The following is a 24,620-nucleotide window of genomic DNA, read 5'->3' as shown; positions in this document are numbered from 1 at the left end:
AAAGAAGTATTTAGATTTGTAGGTGAGTTATATGGCTAAGGCTAAAAAGGATAATGAAGTAAAATACTCTCCAATGATGGAGCAATATTTTGAAATTAAAAAAGAATATCAAGATGCAATAGTATTCTATCGTGTTGGAGACTTTTATGAAATGTTCTTTGATGATGCCTATACAGGCTCTAAGGAGCTAGAATTAGCCTTAACTGGAAAGGATGTAGGAACAGAAGAGCGAGCTCCTATGTGTGGCATTCCTTTTCATGCTGCAGATCAATATATTGAAAAGCTTGTTTCAAGAGGATATAAGGTTGCTATTGCGGAACAAATAGAAGACCCAAAGCAAGCTCAGGGATTAGTAAAAAGAGGAGTTATTCGTCTTATTACTCCTGGTACAATTGATACAGGCTTGCTTGAAAAAGAAAATAATTATATTGGTGCCATTGGTTACCAAAAAAGAGAATATATTTTAGCCTATAGTGATATCACTACAGGTGAAGGCTATGTTTCTGTATTTAAAACATTTGATTTACTTGCAAATGAAATCTTATCCTTAAAGATTAAAGAGGTTATTGTAAGTCATACATTTAACAATGTAGGATTAAAGGATTTTATTAAAAATAATGAGATTTCCTTATCCTACGAGGATAAATGTGATATTCCACCATCTCTTACATCTATCGTTAAAGAAATAGATCCCCTATATCAGTCTATTGTTGGTATGCTATTATGCTATATCATTGAAACCCAAAAACAAGAGCCATCCTATTTTAAGCCTTTCCATTCCTATGTGAAGGAAAAGTATTTACATATTGATGCATTTACAAAAAGAAATCTAGAGGTTACAGAAACTTTAAGATTAAATAATAAGAGTGGTTCTTTACTTTGGCTTATGGATAAGTGTAATACAGCTATGGGTAGCAGAATGCTACATAAATGGATTGATAAGCCTTTAGTAGATAAGGATAGAATCAATGAAAGATTAGATTTTGTTGAAGCATTTAATAATAATTTCATTGCAAAAGAGGATATTAAAGCTTCTTTTAAAAATGTATATGACCTAGAAAGAATTATTACAAGAATATCCTCAGGTAGCGCAAATGCTAAAGATTTAGTTTGGTTAAGAAGATCCTTAAAGGATATTCCTTTAGTTAAAAATACATTAAATGAAATGAATGTAGAAAGAGCTAAAGAATTCTCTTTAGAAATAGATCCACATGAGGAGCTTTATAATTTATTAGATCAAGCATTAGTAGAAAATCCTCCCTTATCTGTAAAAGAAGGTGGAATGATTAATCCAGGCTTTTCTCCTGAATTAGATGAAATTAGAGCAATTTCTACAAATGGTAGAGATTGGATTATGAATTATGAGGCTGACCAAAGAGAAAAAACAGGTATTAAAACTCTTAAAGTTGGATACAACCGAGTAACAGGATATTATATTGAAATATCTAAAGGTGCTATCAAGGATTTACCAGAAGATTGTGCATATGAAAGAAGAGCAACATTAGTAAATTCTGAAAGATTCATTTCTCCTGAACTTAAGCATTATGAGCAATTAGTATTAAACGCAAAGGATCAAATTGAATCCTTAGAATATGAATTATTTACAAAATTAAGATATGAAGCATCTATGCATGTGAAATCCTTACAAAAGCTTGCAGATTTAATATCTGAAATCGATTGCTATATTAGCTTATCTGATATTGCAGTTAAATATAATTATGTAAGACCTACATTTAATGATAACCGCAGTGTAAATATTGTAGATGGTAGACACCCAGTATTAGAAACATTAATGACAACAGATTATATTGTGAATGATGTTGTCATCAATAAATACAATATGATTTTGATTACAGGACCTAATATGAGTGGTAAATCTACTTATATGAGAATGCTAGCATGTATTATCATTATGGCACAAATGGGTTCCTTTGTTCCTGCAAAGGTAGCCGATTTAATGATATTTGATTCTATATTTACACGTATAGGTGCATCTGATGACTTAGTATCTGGTCAATCTACATTTATGGTAGAAATGATAGAAGCTAATTATGCAATTTCTAATGCTACAAAGAATTCTTTAGTTTTATTTGATGAAATTGGTAGAGGTACTGCAACATTTGATGGTATGGCAATCGCTCAGGCAATCTTAGAATACCTACATGAAAAGGTTGGTTGTATTACATTATTCTCTACACATTACCATGAATTAACAAGCTTAGATCAAAAGCTAAAGAGATTAAAGAATGTTCATGTAGAAGCAAAGGAAACAGAAAATGGAGTTGCCTTTTTACACAAGGTGTTAGATGGTCCAACAGATAAATCCTATGGTATTAATGTTGCAGCCTTAGCTGGTCTTCCAAAGTCATTAACAGAACGCAGTAAGCAAATATTAAATGTATTGGAAGAAGATAATAATCATCATAAGGGAATTACATTAGATTTATTTAATTTTGATGCTTTTGATGAAAAAGAAGAAGTTAAAGAAGAATCTAAAGCACAAAAGATTAAAAATAGATTAGATGAAGTAGATATTAATAAGCTTACACCACTAGAGGCATTAAATCTTCTTTATGAATTAAAGGAGATGAGCTAATGGGTAAGATTTTAAAAATGAGTCCGCATCTTGCCAATATGATAGCTGCAGGAGAGGTTGTAGAACGTCCATCTTCTGTAGTTAAAGAATTAGTAGAAAACGCAATTGATGCAAAGGCTAGTAGTATAAAAATATATTTAAAAAATGGTGGTCTTGAGGAAATCCGTGTCTCTGATGATGGAGAAGGTATGGATAGAGACGATGTATTAATGGCTTTTATTCCTCATGCAACCTCCAAAATTAAAAGTGAATATGACCTATTCCGTATTTTAACCCTAGGCTTTAGAGGTGAAGCTATCGCATCTATTGCGGCAGTTTCAGAAATGAATATCACATCAAGCCAAGATGGTATTGAAGGATATAGTGTAACTTATAAGGCTGGAATTAAAAAGGAAGAAGGAATAACTCATTCCAATAAGGGTACAACAGTCACTGTATCTGGTTTGTTCTTTAATACCCCTGCAAGATTAAAATATATGAGAAATGGAAAAAAAGAATTATCTTCTATTCTATATTTTATTGATCGTATTGCAATGGCACATCCAGATTTAAGATTCACTGTTTTTTCTGATGATAAGATTGTATTCCAAACCTCAGGTAGCGATAATCCTAAAACATTAATTGCTGAATTATATGGAATGGATGCTGCAAGATGTGTTATGGAAACAAGCTTTGTAAAAGATGGATATAAGGCTCATTTCGTAGTAGTAAAGCCTCAAATTTACCGTTCAACTAAGCTTGAAATTACAATTATTTGTAATGGTAGATTTGTTAAGAATTACAATATGACAGAAGCTACAATTAGTGCTTTTTCTACATATTTACCTATAGGTAAGTATCCAATTGTCATTTTGTATTTTGAGCTTGATCCACTTCTTGTAGATGTAAATGTACATCCAAATAAGACAGAAGTTAAAATTGCAAATGAAGAAGAAATTTGTAATTCCATTAAAGAAGAGATTTCTAAATTATTATATGAAAAGCCTCATATTCCAACAAGAAATATAAGTATTAATGAGGCTTATCAAAAAACATCAATTTTTGATTCGACTATTGGAGATTTAGATATAAACGAATCCTTCCAAAGTATTCCTGAGGCCAAAAGAGAAATAGATAAAAAGCCTATTATAAAGCCTGAAGAAATAAAGCTTGAAGAAGAAGTTATTCAATATAATCCAGTAAAAGAAGAGGCAAAAAAAGCAGAAGAGACTCCTATTCAACCTGTTATTGAAGAGCCTAAAAAAAGATTACCTTATATGGAATATGTAGGTAGCGTGTTTGGTACATATTTAATATTCCAAAATTCAGAAGGAATGTATTTAATGGACCAGCATGCTGCGGCAGAAAGAATTAATTATGAAAAGTATTATGAAATTTTAGGTAGTGATAATCAGCCTACTTGTGAATTATTACTTCCTATTTCCATTTCATTTACAAAAAGTGAAGCTATATTTGTAGAGAATAATATAGCTGATTTTGAAAAAATAGGATTTACTTTAGAGCCTATTGGTGAACTAGATTATAGTATAAGAAGAGTTCCCGTTTGGGCTAAAATAGATAATTTAGAGGATATCATTTATGATATCTTATCAAAAATGATTGAGGGAAATAAAGTAGATGTCATCTATTTTAGAGACCATATTGCAAAAATGATTGCTTGTAAAGCATCCATTAAGGCAAATCATCAAATCTCTAAAATGGAAGTTGATTATTTAGTTTCTAAATTAAATGAATGTAAAAATCCATATACTTGTCCTCATGGAAGACCTACAATTATTCGTATGTCTGTTAAGGAATTAGAGGAAATGTTTGAAAGGATTCAAAAATAATGAAGAAGGTATTAGTGGTTGTAGGCCCTACAGCCGTTGGAAAAACTAAAATATCTATAGAGCTTGCAAAACACTATGGGATAGATATTATTTCAGGCGATTCTGTAGCAATATATAAAAGATTAGATATAGGCTCTGCAAAGCCAACTCAGGATGAAATGGATGGAGTAGTGCATTATCTAATTGATATAAAAGATCCTAAGGATTCTTATAGTGCTGCTGATTTCCAAAGGGAAGCAAGAAAAATAATGGATGAAAGAGATTTATCCTTAATCTGTGGTGGTACAGGTTTATATATCCAATCTGCCTTATTTAATTATGAATTTAATGCAAAAGCGAGAGATCTAGATTTTAGTAAGGCTTATGAGAATTATTCTAATGAAGAATTATATAAGCTTTTACTTGAAAAGGATCCAGATATTGATCAAACCAAATTACATCCAAACAATAGAAAAAGAGTATTAAGAGCTTTAGAGGTCAAAGAGGAATTGAATGAATCCATTCATAGCTTTAATCATAAAAATGAGCCTTTATATGATTATTTTATTGTTTATCTTTCTATGGAAAGAGATAAGCTATATGAAAGAATTAATAAAAGAGTGGATTTAATGATTCAAGATGGATTGTTAGATGAGGTTAAAGCATTATATTTAGATGGGATTTATCCTCATGCGATAGGCTATCAAGAATTAGTTCCATATTTTGATGGCGACATTACTTTAGAAAGTGCTATTGAGGAAATTAAAAAGAATACAAGACATTTAGCTAAAAGACAAGAAACATGGTTCCGCCATCAAATGGATAGCCATTTTTATATAGTGGATGTATCGAATATAGATAAAACAATCAATGAAATTATTTCTGATGTCGATGGGTGGTTAAAATGAGAATATATTTAATAGGAATGATGGGTAGTGGTAAATCTACTTTAGGCAAGGAACTTGCCAAAGCATTAAATTACACTTTCATTGATATGGACCACTACATCGAAGAAAAATGTTGTAAATTTATTGATGAAATCTTTAGAGATTATGGGGAGGCTTGGTTTAGAGCCTTTGAAACAAATACCTTAAAAGAATTTAAGAAAATGGATAATGTCGTTATCGCAACAGGTGGTGGCGTTATAAAAAATAAAAAGCATAAGGAAATAATGGATGGTAAATGTATCTATTTATCTGTACCTTTAGATGTATTAGAGGCAAGATTAGAAGGAGACGAAACTAGGCCATTATTAAAAACTAAAACTGTAAAGGAAATCCTAGAAGAAAGAATTCCTTTATATGAATATTTTGCAGATATAAAAGTAGAAAATGTAAATATGGAATCTGCAATAAAAGAAATTATGGAGGCGTTAAAATGAAGGTATTAGTTTTAAACGGTCCAAATTTAAATATGTTAGGTAAAAGACCTAAAGAGCATTATGGCACAAAAACATTAGATGAAATCAATAATCTAATTAAAGATGCTGCTCCCGAATTTGAGTTTATATTTTATCAATCCAATTATGAAGGAGATTTAGTAACAAAAATTCAAGAAGCAGTAATAAATAATTACGATGCTATAATTATTAATCCTGCTGCATATACGCATACATCTGTTGCAATTCATGACGCGCTTGAAATGTTTTCTGGAATTAAGATAGAGGTGCATTTATCTCATGTTGATGATAGAGAAGCATTTAGAAGAATTAATTATGTAAGAGATGTATGTGATGAAACCTTTAGTGGTAAGCTTGAGGGTTCCTATATAGATGCAGTAATGTATTTGAAAAATAGAAAATAATATGTTAAGATAAATATTAATTATATAGATATGGAGGAATAAAAATGGTATCTAGTAATGATTTTAAGAATGGAATGACCATTCTTTATGATGGAAACATTTATAAGATTATGGAATTTATGCATGTAAAGCCTGGTAAGGGTGGTGCATTCGTAAGAACTAAATTACGTAATTTAAGAACTGGAGCAGTTATTGATTATACATTTAATGCAGCTGAAAAGGTAGAAAAGGCAGTTATTGATAAGGTAGAAATGCAATATCTATATGATGATGGAAATGCATTAGTATTTATGGATAATGACACTTATGAGCAGATTGAGCTTCCATATTCCTTAGTTGAATATGAAAAGCAGTTCTTAAGAGAAAACCAGAATGTTAATATCGAAAAATATGGTAATGAAATTATCGGTATTTTACTTCCTGATAAGGTTACATTAAAGGTAGTTGAATGTGATCCTGCATCTAAGGGTTCTGCTTCTTCAAATCAAATGAAGGATGCAGTTTTAGAAACAGGTATGACAATTAAGGTTCCACTATTTATTGAATCTGGTGAGGACATTATTATAAGCACAGATACTGGTAAGTATTCTAGTAGAGCTTAAGTATAGGAGTGTTGTAATTTGAAAAACGTATTAGAGGTGCCTCTCGCGGGACTTTCGATTATTTTAAATGTAGATGCTAAATTTTATATCGTATTAGTTGTAATGATAGCCTTGATTTTGTTATCAGCATTCTTTTCTATGAGTGAAACTGCATTCTCATCTGCAAGTGATGTGAAATTAAGAGTTGCAATTGAAGATAGAAGACATGGTGCAAAAAAAGCATTACAGCTATATGATAGCTTTGATAAGACATTAATTACTTTATTAATTGGTAATAATTTAGTTAATGTTGCATTATCTACTTTAGCAGTATTATGGTTTGCTGAATTAATTCAAAATGAAGATTGGGTAAGCCTTATATCTACATTATCTGTTACTGTTGTATTATTAATTTTTGGTGAAATTGTGCCAAAAATGTTAGCTAAGAGAAATCCAGAAAATATTTCAATTCGAGTAGCTTGGATTATTTATGTATTATCCATTATCTTATGGCCTTTCGTAATGTTCTTTGTTGGAATTCAAAAACTAATTACAATAAAGCAAGAAGAAACTCAAGATACTATGCAAGAGGATGAGCTTGAGGTAGCTATTGACCAAATGGAAGATACAGGTGCAATTGAGCATGATGAAGCAGATTTAATGCGTAAAACATTAGATTTAAATGATAGAAGTGTAAAAGACATTATGACACCTAGAGTAAAAATGGAGGTTTTAGATGTAATGGCTCCACTTGAAGAGGTAAAAGACTTCATGATGGATAATGCTTATTCTAGAATTCCTGTTTACAAAAAGGATAAAGACCATATGATTGGTGTTTTACATGTTCGTGATTTCTTCCCTGCTTTAATTAAAAATCCAAAACTAAATTGGAAAAGATTAATTCGACCTGTTAAATTTGTTGCTGCAACTATGAAAGTAGATGCTCTAATTCAAGAATTCCAGGAATCTAAAACTCATATTGCTATGGTAATTGGTGAATATGGTGAAGTCATTGGTCTTGTAACATTAGAGGATGCAATGGAAGAATTATTTGGTGAAATCTACGATGAGCATGATATTATTGGTGAGGATGATTTAAAGTTTGAAAAGCTTGAGGATGGTTCTTATTTAATTGATGCGGATATGTTTGTAGATGATGCATTTGAAAAAATGGGCATTGGTGGAGTTCCTCTAGATGCTCCTGCGAAGCTTTCTACATGGCTTTTTGAAAAGGCAGAGGATTTACCTGAGGTAGGATTTTCTTTTGAGTATTTAAGCGTTTATACATCAGAGGATGAAGAAACTAGTGAATACCAGGATTATGCAAAAATGCTTAAGATTAGTGTTGCAGAGGTTTTAGATCATAGAATTACTATGGCTAAGATTGAATTAAGAGATGCAACAGAAGAAGAAATTGAAGCTTATAAAGAGGATAGTGAAGAAGATTAAGCCCTATCAAAGGGCTTTTCTTTTGGAGAGAAAATATGCTATATAATAAAGAAGATATAAAAAGAATAATTCCACATAGAGAACCTATGCTATTATTAGATGAAATATTAGAAGTAAATGTTTTAGAGGATGGAAATATAATAGTTAAAGGCAAAAAGACTTTTACTGGAGAAGAAGATTTCTTTAAAGGACATTTCCCAAATCTACCAGTAGTACCTGGAGTATTAGTGTTAGAGGCAATAGCTCAAACTGGAGCTGTATACTGTTTATCCTTAGAAGAAAATAAAGGAAAGAATGTATTTTTGGTAGGCGCAGATAATATTAAGTGGCGAAGAAGCATATTACCTAAGGAAGAAGTATACATTACAATTACTCAAGGACGTGTTCGTCATGGACTTGGAAAGGCTCATGGAGAAGCCTATGTTGATGGGTGCTTAGCTTGTCAAGCAGACTTAGTGGTTGCTATCAGATAGTATGAAAATTTAGTGAAAAGAAGACACTTGTTTTATAAATTTCTCTTATAGAATTGATTGTTTTTAAAAATTTTGTTTATAAAGAAAATATTCATTTTCGTTTTATTGAAAAAAGCTTTTTTTTAGGGTAAAATGGGATATACCGATAAGCATATTTTAAAGTTAAGGAGGAGAGAATATGATTTTTGACGAACTCGATACTTTCAATGCTGTCCAAACAAAGATTAAGGTAATTGGAGTTGGTGGTGCAGGAAAGAACGCAATTGACCATATGATTGGAAACCAGGTTCATGGCGTTCAATTTTATGCTGTAAATACCGACGCACAAGACTTAAAAATGTCTCGTGCTGAAAATAAAATATTAATTGGAAAGACTAGAACTCATGGTCAGGGTGCAGGTGCACATCCTGAGGTTGGTCGTGAGGCTGCTTTAGAGAGTGAAGATGACTTACACGAGATGATTGGTGATGCCGAAATGGTATTTATCACTTGTGGTATGGGTGGAGGTACTGGTACTGGTGCTGCCCCTGTTATTGCTCGTATCGCAAAGGAGCATAATTGTCTTACTATTGGTGTTTGTACAAAGCCTTTCGTATTTGAAGGACCTGTTCGTATGTCCAATGCGATGGCTGGTCTTGAGGAAATGAGACAATATGTAGATACACTAATTGAAATTCCAAATGAAAAGCTACTTCAAATGGTTGATATTCATACTCCAGTAGTTGAAGCCTTCCGTTTTGCAGATTCTATTTTACGTAAGGGTGTTCAGGGTATTGCTGAAATTATCGCTTTACCAGGTTTAATTAATATCGACTTTGCAGATATCCGTTCTGTAATGAGAAATAAAGGAACAGCTCTTTTAGGTATTGGTGCTGCAAGAGGTGAAAATAGAGCAATTGAAGCTGCAAGACAGGCAATTCATTCTCCATTACTTGAGATTACTCTTGATGGCGCAACAGACGCTGTTGTTTGCTTCTCATCAGACCAAAACTTATCCTTAGTTGAAGTAGATAGTGCTATTGCTGAAATCCGTAATTTCGCTGGTACAGATTTAAATATTTTCTATGGTTCTACAATTAATAATGATTTAAAGGATGAATTAGTAATTACTTTGGTAGCTACTGGTTATCATATGAAAAAGGAAGAAGGCGGATTTGCATCCGTACGTCAGGAATTCGCAGATGTATCTAATAGCGAGAATATGAATGATATTCATATTTCTGTAGATTCTGATGAACCAATTGATACTTCCTTAGAACAAGAAGCAAGAAGAGAAGAATTATTTGCTAATCCTTTATCTGAAAAGGAAAGAAGAAAGAAAGAAAAGGAAGAAGCCAAAAGAAGAGAAAAGGAAGAGAAGGAAAGAAGAAAGAATCCTCAGATTCAGCCTACTCCTCAAAAATCTAAGCTTCCAGATTGGCTAAAGAAAAAATAAAAAGAAAAACCTATCACAATAAAACGTGATAGGTATTTTTTATATTCTTCGTAATTGAGCTTGATGATTACGTCTTTCCTTTTGTTTAGACATTTTATGATTACGCTCAATTTCAGCTTGCTTTGAATCAAAGGCGGCTTTGATTAAATCCATTTTTTTTAATACTTCCTTCATAGAAGTAGTACTTTTTGTTTTGATTTCTTGATATGTTTCGTCAAGCTCAATGGATTTTTTAATATCATCTAGATGGAAGGCCTTTTCATTTTCCTTTTCAGCGATTGGTAAATGCTGTAAGATTTCGTTTCTTGATGAAATGTATTCCTCTAGCATAGATTTAAGCTGTGCTTTGCTTTTCTTGAATCTATCAAAAATAATAACTCTATTTCTTTGATATTCAGTCTCAAGATTCTTAATGTCCTTTGCATGTTTATCAACGACATCCTTTTGATTATCACAAATTGCATAATAATCTTGATAAAAGGTTTGATTTGCTTGGGTCATTTCCTCTTGAATATTTTGAGTAAGCTTTTTTACTAGTGCATCATGGTTTGAAATACTTTGCTTCATAGATATGGAATCTTGAATGACATCTTTATCAAAGCGAATAATTTCTTCTTGCCTTGCTTGATCCTCTCTTATATAGATTGCCTTAGCATTTGCTCTTTCGTTTTTATCATCTCTATCGAGTTCTGATAAATCTGTTTTATAACCAGCCTCTAAGATTTCTGCAGATTTAATGATTGCATCTTGCTCATTGTTAGAGAAACGGTACATAATTTGATAAACACCTTCAATGAAGTCTAAAGAAAGTTTAAGGAATGCTTCATTTTTATCCTTAACAATAGAAATAGAATTTTGAAATTCATTTGAATCAATATCTTGTTCTCTTAGCTTCACATTCATATCAGCAATAGAAGAAGAAATATGTCTTTCTAATGATTTTTCAAGCTCAAAATAGCTTTGTGCATTAGTCATTTGCATTTTCTTTATTTCATCCTGCTGACGTGTATAGCTTAGGTTTACTTGTGAAATTTGATTATCAATACGGCTAACTTCCTTTTGTAAAACTAAAAGCTTCTTTGAAAGACGAAGGTTTTCATTTTCTACATCATGATATTGTAGTGTAGTATCTTGAATCTCTTTTAGCTCACTATCATAATTCCCTGTTCTTTTGGCGTTTTTACGTCTGGCGTATAAATCATTATCTAAGGAGAACAAAAGCCCTTTATTGTTCTCTAATTGTGCTGAAACATCATTGATTTGCTTTAGATAGTATTCCTTTTTATCTATAAATCCAGATAATTCCCCTTTATAATTTGCTTCTATGTTTTTATAGAAGCCTTTATATTTTAGAGTCTCTTCAAATTCAATTCTTTCATGAATCATTGTATCTGTTGTGTCATGGAAGATAGATAAAGCTCTTTGATAGCCTTGGAAGATAATAGATAATAGCTCATTTATAAATGGCCATACAACCTCTTTATATTCTGGTCTTGTAGAAACATTATCATATAAAATCTTAAGTAAATCAGTTTCCATATAATGAATCATAGTAATGATTTCTGTTAATATAGATAGATTTCCCATAATATTCTTATATTCTAATTTGAATTTTGAAGCTAAGAAATCATGACCTAATGTATCTAATTCAAAGAAGAAGTTTCTATTTAATACAGCAAGCTCTAAGGCTTTATCTCTTTTAAAGGATTCGATTTGGTATTCAACTAGCTTTTGTTCTGTATTTAGTACCATACGATTTCTTTTGATTTTAGCTTTACCCTTTTGTTCATATTCCTTATTCTTTAAATCAATAGCCTTATTTGATGTATCTAAGACCATTTTTGAGCTTTTTACATTAAGGTTGTACATAGATTTATTTAATGTGTCTAAAACCTTACATTTTTCAACCTCTAATAGATTATTTACTGTTTTAAAATTGATAGTAGTAGTAAATTTATCACTTTCAAATTTATGTAATAGCTTTTGAATTTCTTCAAAAGAAGCAATTTCATATTTGATAGACTTAATTTGACAAATTAATTTTTCTGTCTCAATTTGGTGCAAAGCATCTGCTTCATCAAAGTTTCTCTCTTCCTTTAATGTTTTTAAATTATTCTCACTTCTTAATTTATTTGCTTCACGGTTATACTCTAAATCATTGATTTGAACAGCATGGTTCATATCAATTTCAAATTCATTGTTAATCTCTTGGAATTTTTTATTATCATAGGTTTCATTTTCAACAATGAATTTCATATTGAAGGTACGATCTAAATCTAATAGTTTTTTCTGATAATTTGTCTTTTCTGAATTAGCTAAATAGGCTTTTTCTAAATGGCTTAATGCTTTATCAGTATTTTTTCTTTCAATTTCTTGATATCCGTAATACTCTGATTTGATTTTTTTAGCACTCTTTTTAGTTGAAGTAGAAGTAGTATATAAATCATGTAATAGTTTTTCTTCTTCCTTTTTTAACTCTAAAAGACGATATTCTAAAGCTCTCTTTTCTTGATCTTGAGCATCATTAAACTCTTTTTTCAAAGTAGAAATACGGTCATCTAAGGCAGTCATGTTTAAGACAAATTCCTTGGATATCTTTTGGGATTCCATTTGATATTGCTGCCTTTTACTTTCCTTTGTCTCTTGAGCCTCTGCCTGTTTTCTTGCGTATTCATTTCTAGCCTCTTGATTCTTTTCATTTCTTAAAGAAACTAAAGCACGAATCTTATCGTTAAATTCCATAGATTCCTTTACTTTCTTTTGGCGCTTTTGAGCTTGAAATTTATTAAAATCATCTATTTTTTTAGCTAGAATTTGATTTAATTCATCAACATTTTTTTGATAATGTGAAATGATTCTTTCTGTATCCTTATCATAATCGATAAGAGATAATTTATATTTTTCCTCTAGCTTTTCAATTTCTTTTGATAATAAATCATTAAAGCGAATTGTGTTTTCAGAATAAGAATCAGAAGCAATCTGAATTTGGTAATTGAAGCGGCTGACATTTTCATTATATTCTGCTTCAAACATTTCTTTATTTTGATCACTTGCCATAATAAAGAATTCAATATCCATTAAGATATTGTTTTCTTCAAAGTGTATTTCTTTTTCCTTCTCCTTGATTTCATCCTTTAATGTATTAATTTTATCATCGTATTTAGAAATGATATCTTGTGTATCTTTTCGAAGCTTTGCTTCTAGCTCCTTTTCTTTTTTGGAGTATTCTTTAGATAGTGAATCAAAGGCAGAAGTATAGCTTTGTTCTTGAGGTTTAATTTTATTACAAATAAGATTCATCTTTTTTGTGTAGGATAAAACAGATTTTCTTAAGCTATTTAATAAAGAAAACGTTAGTGGTTCTTGTGAGGAACTATTTTCGCTTCGTTTTAAATATTCTAAAAGCTTTGTTTTTAAAGCATCTAATGTTTCTTCATATGCTGCCATAGGATTCACCTCCTTCATTGCAAAGATATCAAAATTATTATATAATTTTTTTGACTAATAGTAAAGAAAAAGGAATTATCTAAAAATGAATTGTTTTTGTGGTGGTGAGTTTTTAAAAACTCTAATCAATAAAAATGAATATTTGTTATGCAAGGAATGCGGATATTTAAGAAAAATTTCTAATCTTTCTTCTAAAGAAGAAAAAGAAAGATATGATATGCATGTTTGTGATACGGGATATATGAAGTATATGGAAGGCGTTTATGAAAAAATTAAGCCATCTATTCAAGGTGTATCACTAGATTTTGGATGTGGTCAAATACACGCCTTATCAGATATTATTAATAGGGATTCTTTATGCTATTATTATGACTTGTATTATTACCCTAAAATGCCAAATATTTTGTTTGATACAATCATTTTAATTGAAGTATTTGAGCATATAAAAGATATCTATTCTTTGATGCTAGATTTGATTCAAAAATTAAATGATAATGGAAGAATTATTATCATGACACAGCTTAAAAAATATCCTTTAGAGTCTTGGTGGTATTTAAGGGATTCGACCCATATTTCCTTTTGTGATTTGAAAACTATGGAGGCTTTAGCTAATAAAACAGGGTTATTATTTATAGACCATAAGGACTATTTTGTCTTTTTGAAGAAATAAGGGAAAAAATCCCTTTTTTTTCAACAATTGAAACTTTGTTTCACTTTTAAATTTGACTTATTTATGGTATGATGTTAAAGGTGATATTTTTATGTATGGTTATATTATTGGAAGGGTAACGAAGATTACTCCTAAATATATTATTCAAGAAAATAATGGAATTGGCTATATCCTTATAGTTCCAAATCCATATAATTTTAAACTTAATGAAGATTATAAAATTTATACATATCAGTATGTTAGGGAAGACCAAAATGATTTATATGGATTCTTATCTGATGATGAAAAGGAATTATTTTTAAAACTGATTTCTGTTTCTGGTATTGGACCTAAGAGTGCACTTTCTATTTTAGCTTCTGGGTCTGTATCTGAGGTTATAAGAGCTATAGAATCTAGAAATGATGCTTATTTAAGAAAGTTCCCTGGTATTGGTACTAAAGCAAGCCAGCAGATTATTTTGGATTTAAAGGGAAAGCTTACTTTCACAGAGGATTTGATTTCGGATGGCTCTGGTACTTCCAAAATGTCTGATGTAGAAGAAGCATTAATGGCACTAGGATATGGTAAGAAGGAGCTTACAAAAGTATTATCAAAGCTTGATGCGAATAAAGAGGTTGGAGATTTAATTAAGGATGCATTAAAGCTTTTAGCTAAGTAGGAGGTATTATGTCAACTATGATTCGAGATGACGAAAGAATCGTCGATCCAAATGAGCATATAACAGATGAAGCCTCCGAGCTATCCTTGCGTCCACAAAGATTAAAGGAATATATAGGTCAAGAGGAAGCTAAAGAGATGCTTGAAGTATACATTAAGGCAGCTCTAAAGCGTAATGAGGCATTAGACCATTGTCTATTTTATGGACCTCCAGGACTAGGTAAAACTACCTTAGCTCAAATTGTTGCTAACGAGCTTGGTGTAAATATGAAAGTTATTAGTGGACCATCGGTAGAGCGTAGTGGCGATTTAGCTGCAGTATTATCTACATTAGAAGAAGGCGACGTACTATTTATTGATGAGATTCACCGTCTTCCAAGATATGTTGAGGAAGTATTATATTCCGCTATGGAGGATTATGTATTAGATATTATGGTTGGTAAGGATTCATCTACAAGAAGTATTCGAGTAGATTTACCACCATTTACATTAATTGGTGCAACAACAAGATTTGGTGATTTATCTGCACCATTAAGAGATCGCTTTGGTGTTGTTTTAAGATTGAATTATTATACAGTTCCTGAGCTTAGAACGATTATTGAAAGAACAGCCCAGGTGTTCGATTGTAAAATTGATAAGGAAGCCTCCTTAGAGCTTGCAAGAAGAAGCCGTGGTACACCACGTATTGCAAACCGTCTATTTAGAAGAGTAAGAGATTTTGCAGATGTTAGAAATGACGGAATCATTTCTTTAGATATTTGCAAGGAGGCTTTAAAGAAGCTTGGTATTGATTCTAATGGATTAGATTATACAGATTTTAGATATTTAAGAGCTATTGTAGAAACATTTCAGGGTGGACCTGTTGGAGTTGAATCCTTAGCTGCAACTATCTCTGAAGAGGTATCTACTATCGAAGATGTATATGAGCCATATCTATTACAAGAAGGATATATCAAAAGAAGCAATAGAGGAAGAATCGCTACACAAAAGGCCTATGAAACATTAGGCATTAAGTATTTTAAGGGGATTTTCGCATGATACTTACAACAGATTATGATTATGATTTACCAGAGGAGCTTATTGCTCAAACTCCACTTAAGGATAGAGGAGCTTCTCGTTTAATGGTATTAGATAAAAAAACAAAGACATGGGAGCATAAGCATTTCACAGATATTATTGATTATCTTGATAGCAATGATGTTTTAGTTTTAAATGATACAAAGGTAATTCCTGCAAGATTAATTGGTACTAGAGATACTGGTGGAGTTACTGAGGTATTACTTTTAAAGGATTTAGGTGAAAATGTATGGCAAACCCTAGCTAGACCTCAAAGAAAGGTACACATTGGCCAAATTATATCCTTTGGAGATGGTATGCTAAAGGCAGAATGCATTGAAAAGGAAGACCAGGGTATTTGTAAATTTAAGCTTATATATGATGGTATTTTAGTTGAAATACTAGATAAGCTTGGTGAAATGCCGCTTCCTCCATATATTCATGAAAAATTAGCAGATAAGGATAGATATCAAACGGTATATGCGAAGCACCCAGGTAGTGCTGCAGCACCTACTGCAGGATTACATTTCACTCCAGAGATTTTAAAAAAGCTAGAAGAAAAGGGAGTAGAACTAATCTATGTTACTTTGCATGTAGGCCTTGGTACATTCCGTCCAGTAGAGGAAGAAGATTTAACAAATCATGTGATGCATTCCGAATATTATGAAATTTCTAAAGAGGCTGCAGAAAGATTAAATCTTGCAAAGAAGAATGGTAAAAGAATTGTTGCGGTAGGTACTACTTCAACAAGAACCTTAGAATCTGCATATGATAATGGATTTAAAGAAACCTGTGCAAATACATCTATTTTTATTTATCCAGGATATAAATTTAAAGCAATTGATGCACAGATTACAAATTTCCATTTACCAAAATCAACACTAATTATGCTAGTATCTGCCTTTGCTGGAAGAGAATTCATATTAGATGCTTATAAAGAAGCCGTTAAGGAAAAATATAGATTCTTTTCCTTTGGAGATGCCATGTTTATAAAATAAAGGAGAATATTATGAAATATACAAAGTATTTAAATGATACAAATCCAAGAGTTTCTATTGATATGGGAAACTATGGTGTTATGGAGCTTGAACTTTTCCCTTCTGTTGCTCCAATTACAGTTGAAAATTTCTTAAAGCTTGTAGAAGAGAAATTTTATGATGGCTTAATTTTCCATAGAGTCATCAAGGACTTTATGATTCAAGGTGGAGATCCTACTGGTACTGGTATGGGTGGTTCTAAAGAAAAGATTAAGGGTGAATTTATGCAAAATGGCGTAAAGAATACTCTTGAGCACACTAGGGGTGTTATTTCTATGGCAAGAAGCCAAAACCCTAATTCTGCATCTAGCCAGTTCTTTATTTGCCATGTAAATACTCCACATCTAGATGGTGGCTATGCCGCATTTGGTGTTGTAGTTGAAGGATTAGAAACTGTAGATAAGATTGCTAATGTAAAAACGGATGGTAGAGACAAGCCAGTTGAGGATGTAAGAATTAAATCCATTACGAGGGTAAGATAATGGAACCAGTATGGTATGAGCTAAAGCATGTATGTAAACAAACAGGCGCAAGATATGGTATTTTACATACTCCTCATGGAGATTTTGAGACACCTATCTTTATGCCTGTTGGAACTAAAGCTAATGTTAAAACATTAATTCCATCAGAAATAAGAGAAATCTCAGATGGATTAATATTAGGTAATACTTATCATTTATGGTTACAGCCAGGAGATAATTTAATTCATGAATTTGGCGGCATTCGTGGCTTTATGAATTGGGATGGCGCATTATTAACAGATTCAGGAGGATTCCAGGTATTCTCTTTATCCTCTATTCGTAAGATAAAAGAAGAAGGAGTATATTTCCGTCATCATAAGAGCGGAGCTAAATTATTCTTATCTCCAGAAAAATCTATAGAGATTCAAAATAATCTTGGGGCAGATATTATTATGTCCTTTGATGAATGTCCTCCATTTGATTCTTCAGAAAAATATATGAGAGAATCCGTAGAAAGAACTATTCGTTGGGCAAAAAGAGGTAAGGATGCTCATAAGAATCCAGATACTCAAGCCTTATTTGGTATTGTTCAGGGCGGAGGAAATAAAGAAATCCGTAAGCATTGTTTAGAGGAATTAGAAAAAATAGGCTTCCCAGGATATTCTATTGGTGGATTATCTGTTGGTGAATCTAAAGAAGATATGTATGAAATGCTAGAATATCTAAAAACAATTATGCCAACCAATAAGCCAAGATATTTAATGGGAGTAGGCTCCCCAGATGATTTAATTGTTGGTTCTATGAATGGGATTGATATGTTTGATTGTGTATTACCTACACGTAATGCACGTCATGGCTGTGCATTTACATCCTATGGTAAGATTCAAATTAAGAATTCTAAGTATGTAAGATTACATACTCCACTAGATCCTGAATGCAATTGCTATGTATGTAAAACATTCTCTATGGCATATTTAAATCATTTAATTCGTGAAGAAGAAATATTAGGTATGAGACTTGTAAGCTACCATAACTTATATTTTCTAAAGAATTTAATGCATCAAATTAGAGATGCCATTAAAGAGGACCGTCTATTAGATTTCAAAAACGAATTCTTTAAAAAGTTTGGTTATACGAAAGAAGAAAACTAGGAGCACCTTGTGTTCCTTTTCTTTTATAAAGAAAAAGGCTTGAATATTCTATGAAAAGAAATTATAATGGATTATGGGAACGCTTTCGATTTGAGGAGGGATATTTGTGGTAAAAATGGAACCTTGGTTTATCGCATTACTTTGTGGGATAGGCGTAGTAGTTATAGCAGCAATAGTGTTAATTATTGTCTTTGTGGTATTAAAAGGAAATAATAAACCTAAGCACATCAAGGTGGATGATGAATTTACAAATAATTTAATTAACCTTCTTGGTGGTAAGGATAATATAGAAGAAGTAACTGTAGATAATGGCAGATTAAAATTCCAGGTAGCTGATTTAGATACTGTGGATTTAGAAGGAATTAAAACAATTGCTACATCTGGTGTATTTGTAACAGGTAATATAATCAAAACTTTATTCAAACTAGATAGTCAAATTATAAAAAAGGCTTTAGATAACATTCTTTAGGGAGGGTATTTGATATGATTAAAAAATCTTTTAGAATTACAAGTGAAACGGGTATTCATGCAAGACCAGCGACCTCATTAGTGAATGTCGCAATGGTATTTGAATCAAATATTACATTGACTGCATTAAGAAAAACCGTAGACTTTAAATCCATTATGGGTGTTATGGCCTTAGGCATTTATGCGGGAACAACAATAGAAATTAAGTGCGATGGTAAAGATGAAATCGAAGCAATGGATGCGATTACCGATGCACTTGTTAAACAAGGATTAGGAAAAGAATTATAAGAAGGATTAAAACAAAATGAATTGTTTCCTAAAGTTGAACATTCGTTTTGTTTTTTCATTTTTGGAGGGAATTATGGATTTTAGTGAATTATATAAAAAAGAAAGACCTTATGCGATTGAGGTTTTAAAAAAATTAATTTCTTATAAGTCTGTTTTAGATGAATATAAAGAAAATAGTGATGCACCTTTTGGTATTGAAAATAAAAAAGCATTAGAATATATCCTATCTGTTGGAAAGTCTGATGGCTTTATAACAAAGAATATCGATAATTATGCAGGCCATATTGAATATGGTGAAGGAAATGAAATTTTAGGTGTACTTGCTCATTTAGATGTTGTGCCTGTAAATGAGAGTGAATGGGATTCTAATCCATTTGAATTAAGATTCGATGGTGGCAAGATGTTTGCAAGAGGTTCCTTAGATGATAAAGGGCCACTTGTAGCTTCTTATATTGCACTAAAAATGCTAAAAGATATGGGCTTTAAGCCTAAAAGAAGAATTCGCTTAATTATGGGTTGTGATGAAGAGTCTGGTTCTAGATGTCTAGAAAGATATCTAGAAAAAGAAGAAAAGCCAACCCTAGGTTTTTCTCCTGATGCTTGCTTCCCACTAATCTATGGCGAAAAGGCAATGACATCTTATGATATCTATGGAGATTCTAGTGATGATATAATTCTTACATTTACTGCAGGAGATAGATATAATGTTGTGCCTAGTGAAGCTAAGATGACTTTAAAGAGTGATTACTCTAAAGAGTTTGAAAAGTTTTTGAAGGATAAGAATTATAACGGTAAATACCAAAATGGGGAATATATTGCATATGGTGTTGCAGCACACGCTATGAACCCTGAAATTGGAGTGAATGCCGCATATATATTATTTGAATTCTTACATGAATATACAGATAGCAAAATTGCTAAATTTATGGATGAGTATTTCTTAGGAGATACTTGGGGTAAAAAGCTTGGCTATGATATGTATGATGAGGAAATGAAATATTTAACTTCCAATTTTGCAGTAGTAAGAATAGAGGATGGAAAGCTTAAATTTGGTGTTAACTGTAGAGTGCCACTAGATAGTCAGTTTAAAGTAATTGAAGAAAAGGTAGCTAATGCCACTAAAAAATATGGCTATAGCTATAAGATTCTATATAATAGCCCAAGACATTATGTAAGCCCTAAATCTGAATTAGTTACAAAGCTTATGGATGTTTATAAGGAAGTTACAAAGGACACTACGAATGGACCAATTACTATTGGTGGTGGTACTTATGCTAGAGAAATTGGCCAGGCCGTTGCCTTTGGACCACTTGTTGTAGGAAGAGAGGATGTTTGTCATATAGCGAATGAATATTTATATGAAAGTGATTTTGACTTAGCAGTTGAGGTTTACTTTAAGGCTATATACGAATTAACAAAATAATGAGATTAAGAAAAGTAAAGAACGCAAGAGAACGTTTAGCTCAAAATAATAATACATATTATATTGAGGATGCAAAAATCTATAAAGGAAAATGGCAAAGCTTATTTAAAAATGAGAATCCTCTATATATCGAAATTGGATGTGGTAAGGGACAATTCATAATGGAGCTTGCAAAAAGAAATCCAAATATCAATTATGTTGCCTTAGAAAAGTTTGATTCTGTGCTTTTAAGAGCACTAGAAAAGGCAATTTTAGATGATATTCCTAATTTAAAACTTGCTGTAATTGATGCAGAATCTATCACAGAATACTTTGATAAGGGTGAGGTTTCTAAAATTTATTTAAACTTCTCCGATCCATGGCCTAAGAAGTGCCATGCCAAAAGAAGATTAACTTTTAAGACATTCTTAGATCAATATAGGATAATTCTAAAAGAGGATGGAAATATTGAGCAAAAAACAGATAATCGCCATTTCTTTGAATTCTCTTTAGAATCCTTTAATGATAATGGTTGGAAGCTTCATGATATTTGTTTGGATTTACATAATGAAACTGAAAAATATCCAGATAATATCACCACGGAATTTGAAGATAAATGGTCGAAGCTTGGACCAATTTATAGGTTAGTCGCAGAAAAGAAGTAGGTGTAAATATGGCAATTTATGCATTAATTGGCGGTAAGGTCAATCGTGAAAAAGTAAATAATCGTATTGAAAGAGTCTTACTAGAAAAGATTGGTAAGGAATCCCCAACTGTGCTATATTGTCCATATGCTGTTAAGGATATAGAAAAGTCTATTCTAAAATTCCATAAAATGATGGAAGGCTTATCCTGCAATATTTTAGATTTAACCTTTGAAAATAAAGACTCCTTTGAGGAGTTATTGGAAAAATCCGATATGCTATATATCGGAGGTGGAATGAGCGATGATTTAATTGCTTATTTCAAAGAAAATAAACTAGATGAAATTTTAAGACATCATACAGTAGATAATAAAATAATAGTAGGCTCCTCTGCAGGAGCTATGCTACTGGCTAAAATCTCTATGGGAGATAAATATATGTATCAAGATAATTTCCATAATTACAACTATAAGATGGTAGAGGGATTAGGAATTTTAAATATTAGTATGTGCCCTCATTATCAAAATGAAGATTTAATATTTTATAATGACGAAATAAAAAAATATGGATTACTATCCTTTGGAATTGAAGAGGATTGTGCAGTTGTAATTGAAGAGGATACATATTATATCTTAAAGGATGATAAGAGAATGAGTGTATATGCATTCTCTCCTTATGATTCATATAAGATGAAGCCATTATATGAAGGAGAACTATATGAAAATAGCAGTATTAGGCCCTAAAAATACATATTGTGATGTAGCTTTAGATAAATATTTAAAAGAACATAATATTAAATCGGTTGAAAAGGTATTTTATCCAACAATCATTAAAACAGCCTTAGCCTGTGATGATGAAACACTAGCTATTTTACCATTTGAAAATACTTTAGATGGATTTGTAATGGAAGCATTAGATAAAATCATTCAAAGAAATTTAACCATTATTGACCAAGTAAAGCTATCTATTGATTTTGCGTTTGTTACAAACGCTTCTAATATCAAAAATGTTAAAAACATCTACTGTCAATTTAAAGCCTTTGGCCAATGCTTAGAATTCATACTAGAACATGACTTCAATGTCATAAAAACGGATAGTAATGTAGAAAGTGCTGACTTATTAGATAAGGCAGATGAAAATTTTGGTGCTATTATTCCTATTCATGTTTTAGAAAAAAGAAACTATAAAACAGTTATTTCTCATGTTGCCGATTCTATGAAGAATGAAACAAGATTCTTCATTGTTACAAGTGAGAAAAGAATGATTGGCTTAAGAGGAATGCTTAATGCCTCTTTAGTTGTATTCTCCAAAGAAGATCGTCCTGGTTTACTTTATGATATCTTAAGTAAATTTCATGATTACAACATCAATCTAAATTCGATTCTATCTAGACCATCAAAGGTAGATTTAGGCAAATATAACTTCTATATGGAGGCTTCATTAAGCATTAATGAGGTATCGTGCTTAAATGAGCTTGTAAGAGAGCTTAGAACAAAAGGTTTCGATATCGAGAATTTGGGCGTATATAATGCCCTAGATTAAGGAGTTTTTTATGAGAGCAGTAGATATTATTGAAAAAAAGAGAAATGGTAATAAGCTTACCGAAGATGAAATTAAATTCATGGTAAATGGATTTACAAAAGGCGATACAGTACAAGATTACCAAATGAGTGCCTTTAATATGGCAGTATATTTCCAAGGAATGGATGATGAGGAAGCGACTTGGATGACTAAGGCTATGCTAAATAGTGGAGATATTTTAGACTTATCTAAGATTCATGGTGTAAAAGTAGATAAGCATTCCACTGGTGGTGTAGGAGATAAAACAAGCTTAGTTGTTGCACCACTTGTTGCATCCTTAGGTATTAAGTTTGCAAAAATGAGTGGTAGAGGATTAGGTCATACTGGTGGTACACTAGATAAGCTTGAATCTATTCCAGGATATACTATTGGAATAAAAGAAGAAGATTTTATTAATCAGGTAAACCGTATTGGTATTGCCCTAATTGGACAAACTGCAGATTTAGCCCCTGCAGATAAAAAGCTTTATGCTTTAAGAGATGTTACCGCGACAGTAGAGTCTATTCCACTTATTGCATCTTCTATTATGAGTAAGAAGCTTGCATCTGGAGCTGATGTAATTTCTTTAGATGTTAAGGTTGGCTCTGGTGCATTTATGAAAAATTTAGATCAAGCAACAAAGCTTGCTGAATTAATGGTATCAATCGGTAAGATGTGTGGTAAGAAGATGAGTGCAGAGCTTACAAATATGGATGAACCTTTAGGCTTGGCAGTTGGTAATTCTTTAGAAGTAATTGAAGCAATTGATACTTTAAATGGACATGGACCAAAGGATTTTACAGAATTATGTATGGAAGTATCTGCAGAATTAATCTTAGATTCAGGTCTTGCGAAAAGCCATGAGGAAGCTTATAAGCTTGCATTAAGACAAATTGAAAATAAAGAAGCATTACATAAGTTTGTTGAGCTAGTTGATGCTCAAGGTGGAGATTCTTCATATATTTTAAATCCAGATAAATTCCCTAAGGCAAAATATATCGTTCCTGTTACTTCCACTAAAGATGGATATGTTACAAGAATTGATGCCCTAGCTATTGGCCACGCATCTATGTATTTAGGTGGTGGTAGAGCTAAGATGGATGATAAGATTGACCATGCCGTTGGTATTGTTTTAAATAAAAAGGTTGGAGACTATGTAGAAAAGGGCGAAGTATTAGCTTATATTCACGCAAATAAAGAAGATGTTTCTTTAGAAACAAAATGTGTTTTTGATGCTTATGCTATTGGAGATACAAAGATTCAACCAAAGTTAATTCTTAAAGTTGTAAAATAATTGTTTTAATGCTTGAAATAAGTGCTTAATTCCAGTATAATAAACAAGTAGTTCGGGTTGGAGGTGTTCATATGCAAGACTTTATAATCGATATTTTCGTAGCGATTGTTGCAATTCTATTAATCATTATCGTTATGCTTCAAGGCTCTAAGGATGATATCAATGATGCCTTCAATGGTAGTAAATCAGATTTATTCAAGAACCAAAAAACAAGAGGCGTAGAATTATTCATGCAAAGAACAACTGCTGGTTTGGCTGTTGTATATATAGCATTAGTTCTTGTTTCTGTATTCTTACATACAAGATAATGATATTTAATGGGGATTTTCAATACGAAAAT

At 31.7% G+C, this 24,620-nt stretch carries 24 protein-coding genes; 23 read left to right on the top strand and 1 reads right to left on the bottom strand.

From position 1 onward, the window contains the following. Positions 1 to 31: 31 nt before the first annotated feature. From mutS to ftsZ, 9 genes are all read left to right on the top strand, one after another. Positions 32 to 2,596: a DNA mismatch repair protein MutS gene (gene mutS, locus EI71_RS04600; RefSeq protein WP_119016075.1), complete on the top strand. Its 2,565-nt coding sequence runs from the start codon at positions 32 to 34 to the stop codon at positions 2,594 to 2,596. Next, on the top strand, positions 2,596 to 4,425 hold the full coding sequence (mutL, locus tag EI71_RS04595; protein ID WP_119016074.1) for a DNA mismatch repair endonuclease MutL: 1,830 nt from the start codon (positions 2,596 to 2,598) through the stop codon (positions 4,423 to 4,425). The genes mutS and mutL overlap by 1 nt, the downstream gene beginning before the upstream one ends. After that, positions 4,425 to 5,312, top strand: coding sequence for a tRNA (adenosine(37)-N6)-dimethylallyltransferase MiaA (miaA, locus tag EI71_RS04590; protein ID WP_162849770.1), 888 nt, complete (start codon positions 4,425 to 4,427; stop codon positions 5,310 to 5,312). Before mutL ends, miaA begins: the two co-directional genes overlap by 1 nt. Then, positions 5,309 to 5,785, top strand: a complete 477-nt coding sequence (locus tag EI71_RS04585) for a shikimate kinase (protein WP_162849769.1) — start codon at positions 5,309 to 5,311, stop codon at positions 5,783 to 5,785. Before miaA ends, EI71_RS04585 begins: the two co-directional genes overlap by 4 nt. Continuing rightward, the gene (locus tag EI71_RS04580; protein ID WP_119016071.1) at positions 5,782 to 6,207 is read left to right on the top strand and encodes a type II 3-dehydroquinate dehydratase; all 426 of its coding nucleotides are present in this window, start codon (positions 5,782 to 5,784) and stop codon (positions 6,205 to 6,207) included. Before EI71_RS04585 ends, EI71_RS04580 begins: the two co-directional genes overlap by 4 nt. A gap of 44 nt (positions 6,208 to 6,251) precedes the next feature. Continuing rightward, entirely contained in the window at positions 6,252 to 6,809 is a 558-nt protein-coding gene (gene efp, locus EI71_RS04575; RefSeq protein WP_119016070.1) for an elongation factor P, read from the top strand. A gap of 18 nt (positions 6,810 to 6,827) precedes the next feature. After that, a complete protein-coding gene (locus EI71_RS04570; RefSeq protein ID WP_119016069.1) occupies positions 6,828 to 8,237 on the top strand; it encodes a hemolysin family protein in 1,410 nt (469 codons plus the stop codon). Between the two features lie 35 nt (positions 8,238 to 8,272). Beyond that, positions 8,273 to 8,710 carry a 3-hydroxyacyl-ACP dehydratase FabZ gene (gene fabZ, locus EI71_RS04565; RefSeq protein WP_119016068.1) on the top strand — a complete coding sequence of 146 codons (438 nt, stop codon included), beginning with the start codon at positions 8,273 to 8,275 and terminating at the stop codon, positions 8,708 to 8,710. Positions 8,711 to 8,888: 178 nt separating this feature from the next. Further along, positions 8,889 to 10,145 carry a cell division protein FtsZ gene (ftsZ, locus tag EI71_RS04560; RefSeq protein ID WP_119016067.1) on the top strand — a complete coding sequence of 419 codons (1,257 nt, stop codon included), beginning with the start codon at positions 8,889 to 8,891 and terminating at the stop codon, positions 10,143 to 10,145. Positions 10,146 to 10,184: 39 nt separating this feature from the next. Here ftsZ and EI71_RS04555 read toward each other — a convergent pair whose 3' ends face one another. Next, positions 10,185 to 13,592: a hypothetical protein gene (locus EI71_RS04555; protein WP_119016066.1), complete on the bottom strand. Its 3,408-nt coding sequence runs from the start codon at positions 13,590 to 13,592 to the stop codon at positions 10,185 to 10,187. 85 nt (positions 13,593 to 13,677) lie between these two features. On the opposite strand from EI71_RS04555, the gene EI71_RS04550 reads away from it, so the two are divergent. The 14 genes from EI71_RS04550 (at position 13,678) to secG (ending at position 24,588) form a co-directional block, all read left to right on the top strand. Next, positions 13,678 to 14,262: a class I SAM-dependent methyltransferase gene (locus EI71_RS04550; RefSeq protein ID WP_119016065.1), complete on the top strand. Its 585-nt coding sequence runs from the start codon at positions 13,678 to 13,680 to the stop codon at positions 14,260 to 14,262. 91 nt (positions 14,263 to 14,353) lie between these two features. Next, positions 14,354 to 14,920, top strand: coding sequence for a Holliday junction branch migration protein RuvA (gene ruvA / locus EI71_RS04545; RefSeq protein ID WP_119016064.1), 567 nt, complete (start codon positions 14,354 to 14,356; stop codon positions 14,918 to 14,920). Between the two features lie 17 nt (positions 14,921 to 14,937). Further along, positions 14,938 to 15,957 carry a Holliday junction branch migration DNA helicase RuvB gene (gene ruvB / locus EI71_RS04540; protein WP_162849773.1) on the top strand — a complete coding sequence of 340 codons (1,020 nt, stop codon included), beginning with the start codon at positions 14,938 to 14,940 and terminating at the stop codon, positions 15,955 to 15,957. Continuing rightward, entirely contained in the window at positions 15,957 to 16,973 is a 1,017-nt protein-coding gene (queA, locus tag EI71_RS04535; RefSeq protein WP_119016098.1) for a tRNA preQ1(34) S-adenosylmethionine ribosyltransferase-isomerase QueA, read from the top strand. The genes ruvB and queA overlap by 1 nt, the downstream gene beginning before the upstream one ends. 11 nt (positions 16,974 to 16,984) lie before the next feature. Continuing rightward, positions 16,985 to 17,494: a peptidylprolyl isomerase gene (locus tag EI71_RS04530; RefSeq protein ID WP_119016063.1), complete on the top strand. Its 510-nt coding sequence runs from the start codon at positions 16,985 to 16,987 to the stop codon at positions 17,492 to 17,494. Further along, positions 17,494 to 18,624 (top strand): tRNA guanosine(34) transglycosylase Tgt, encoded by a 1,131-nt coding sequence (tgt, locus tag EI71_RS04525; protein ID WP_119016062.1) that lies wholly within the window; start codon positions 17,494 to 17,496, stop codon positions 18,622 to 18,624. Before EI71_RS04530 ends, tgt begins: the two co-directional genes overlap by 1 nt. Before the next feature lie 106 nt (positions 18,625 to 18,730). Then, entirely contained in the window at positions 18,731 to 19,093 is a 363-nt protein-coding gene (locus EI71_RS04520) for a PTS sugar transporter subunit IIB (protein ID WP_162849768.1), read from the top strand. A 14-nt stretch (positions 19,094 to 19,107) separates the two neighbouring features. Beyond that, entirely contained in the window at positions 19,108 to 19,380 is a 273-nt protein-coding gene (locus EI71_RS04515; RefSeq protein WP_119016060.1) for an HPr family phosphocarrier protein, read from the top strand. Between the two features lie 73 nt (positions 19,381 to 19,453). Then, positions 19,454 to 20,803: a dipeptidase PepV gene (pepV, locus tag EI71_RS04510; protein ID WP_162849767.1), complete on the top strand. Its 1,350-nt coding sequence runs from the start codon at positions 19,454 to 19,456 to the stop codon at positions 20,801 to 20,803. Next, positions 20,803 to 21,447: a tRNA (guanosine(46)-N7)-methyltransferase TrmB gene (gene trmB, locus EI71_RS04505; protein WP_119016058.1), complete on the top strand. Its 645-nt coding sequence runs from the start codon at positions 20,803 to 20,805 to the stop codon at positions 21,445 to 21,447. Before pepV ends, trmB begins: the two co-directional genes overlap by 1 nt. An 8-nt stretch (positions 21,448 to 21,455) precedes the next feature. Next, on the top strand, positions 21,456 to 22,169 hold the full coding sequence (locus tag EI71_RS04500; RefSeq protein WP_119016057.1) for a Type 1 glutamine amidotransferase-like domain-containing protein: 714 nt from the start codon (positions 21,456 to 21,458) through the stop codon (positions 22,167 to 22,169). After that, positions 22,144 to 22,968 (top strand): prephenate dehydratase, encoded by an 825-nt coding sequence (locus EI71_RS04495; protein WP_162849766.1) that lies wholly within the window; start codon positions 22,144 to 22,146, stop codon positions 22,966 to 22,968. The genes EI71_RS04500 and EI71_RS04495 overlap by 26 nt, the downstream gene beginning before the upstream one ends. Before the next feature lie 10 nt (positions 22,969 to 22,978). Then, a complete protein-coding gene (locus EI71_RS04490; protein WP_119016055.1) occupies positions 22,979 to 24,280 on the top strand; it encodes a pyrimidine-nucleoside phosphorylase in 1,302 nt (433 codons plus the stop codon). Between the two features lie 71 nt (positions 24,281 to 24,351). Further along, entirely contained in the window at positions 24,352 to 24,588 is a 237-nt protein-coding gene (gene secG / locus EI71_RS04485; RefSeq protein ID WP_119016054.1) for a preprotein translocase subunit SecG, read from the top strand. Positions 24,589 to 24,620 lie beyond the last annotated feature (32 nt).

It is taken from the genome of Anaeroplasma bactoclasticum (genome assembly GCF_003550015.1).
Classification (GTDB): domain Bacteria; phylum Bacillota_I; class Bacilli_A; order Acholeplasmatales; family Anaeroplasmataceae; genus Anaeroplasma; species Anaeroplasma bactoclasticum.
This window is presented reverse-complemented; position numbering and strand designations above follow the sequence as displayed.

Bases quoted from the DNA above. Each gene is read 5' to 3' on its own strand.
- mutS (WP_119016075.1), top strand. From the start codon at position 32: ATGGCTAAGGCTAAAAAGGATAATGAAGTAAAATACTCTCCAATGATG.
- mutL (WP_119016074.1), top strand. From the start codon at position 2,596: ATGGGTAAGATTTTAAAAATGAGTCCGCATCTTGCCAATATGATAGCT.
- miaA (WP_162849770.1), top strand. From the start codon at position 4,425: ATGAAGAAGGTATTAGTGGTTGTAGGCCCTACAGCCGTTGGAAAAACT.
- EI71_RS04585 (WP_162849769.1), top strand. From the start codon at position 5,309: ATGAGAATATATTTAATAGGAATGATGGGTAGTGGTAAATCTACTTTA.
- EI71_RS04580 (WP_119016071.1), top strand. From the start codon at position 5,782: ATGAAGGTATTAGTTTTAAACGGTCCAAATTTAAATATGTTAGGTAAA.
- efp (WP_119016070.1), top strand. From the start codon at position 6,252: ATGGTATCTAGTAATGATTTTAAGAATGGAATGACCATTCTTTATGAT.
- fabZ (WP_119016068.1), top strand. From the start codon at position 8,273: ATGCTATATAATAAAGAAGATATAAAAAGAATAATTCCACATAGAGAA.
- ftsZ (WP_119016067.1), top strand. From the start codon at position 8,889: ATGATTTTTGACGAACTCGATACTTTCAATGCTGTCCAAACAAAGATT.
- EI71_RS04555 (WP_119016066.1), bottom strand. From the start codon at position 13,592: ATGGCAGCATATGAAGAAACATTAGATGCTTTAAAAACAAAGCTTTTA.
- EI71_RS04550 (WP_119016065.1), top strand. From the start codon at position 13,678: ATGAATTGTTTTTGTGGTGGTGAGTTTTTAAAAACTCTAATCAATAAA.
- ruvA (WP_119016064.1), top strand. From the start codon at position 14,354: ATGTATGGTTATATTATTGGAAGGGTAACGAAGATTACTCCTAAATAT.
- ruvB (WP_162849773.1), top strand. From the start codon at position 14,938: ATGATTCGAGATGACGAAAGAATCGTCGATCCAAATGAGCATATAACA.
- EI71_RS04530 (WP_119016063.1), top strand. From the start codon at position 16,985: ATGAAATATACAAAGTATTTAAATGATACAAATCCAAGAGTTTCTATT.
- tgt (WP_119016062.1), top strand. From the start codon at position 17,494: ATGGAACCAGTATGGTATGAGCTAAAGCATGTATGTAAACAAACAGGC.
- EI71_RS04515 (WP_119016060.1), top strand. From the start codon at position 19,108: ATGATTAAAAAATCTTTTAGAATTACAAGTGAAACGGGTATTCATGCA.
- pepV (WP_162849767.1), top strand. From the start codon at position 19,454: ATGGATTTTAGTGAATTATATAAAAAAGAAAGACCTTATGCGATTGAG.
- trmB (WP_119016058.1), top strand. From the start codon at position 20,803: ATGAGATTAAGAAAAGTAAAGAACGCAAGAGAACGTTTAGCTCAAAAT.
- EI71_RS04500 (WP_119016057.1), top strand. From the start codon at position 21,456: ATGGCAATTTATGCATTAATTGGCGGTAAGGTCAATCGTGAAAAAGTA.
- EI71_RS04495 (WP_162849766.1), top strand. From the start codon at position 22,144: ATGAAAATAGCAGTATTAGGCCCTAAAAATACATATTGTGATGTAGCT.
- EI71_RS04490 (WP_119016055.1), top strand. From the start codon at position 22,979: ATGAGAGCAGTAGATATTATTGAAAAAAAGAGAAATGGTAATAAGCTT.
- secG (WP_119016054.1), top strand. From the start codon at position 24,352: ATGCAAGACTTTATAATCGATATTTTCGTAGCGATTGTTGCAATTCTA.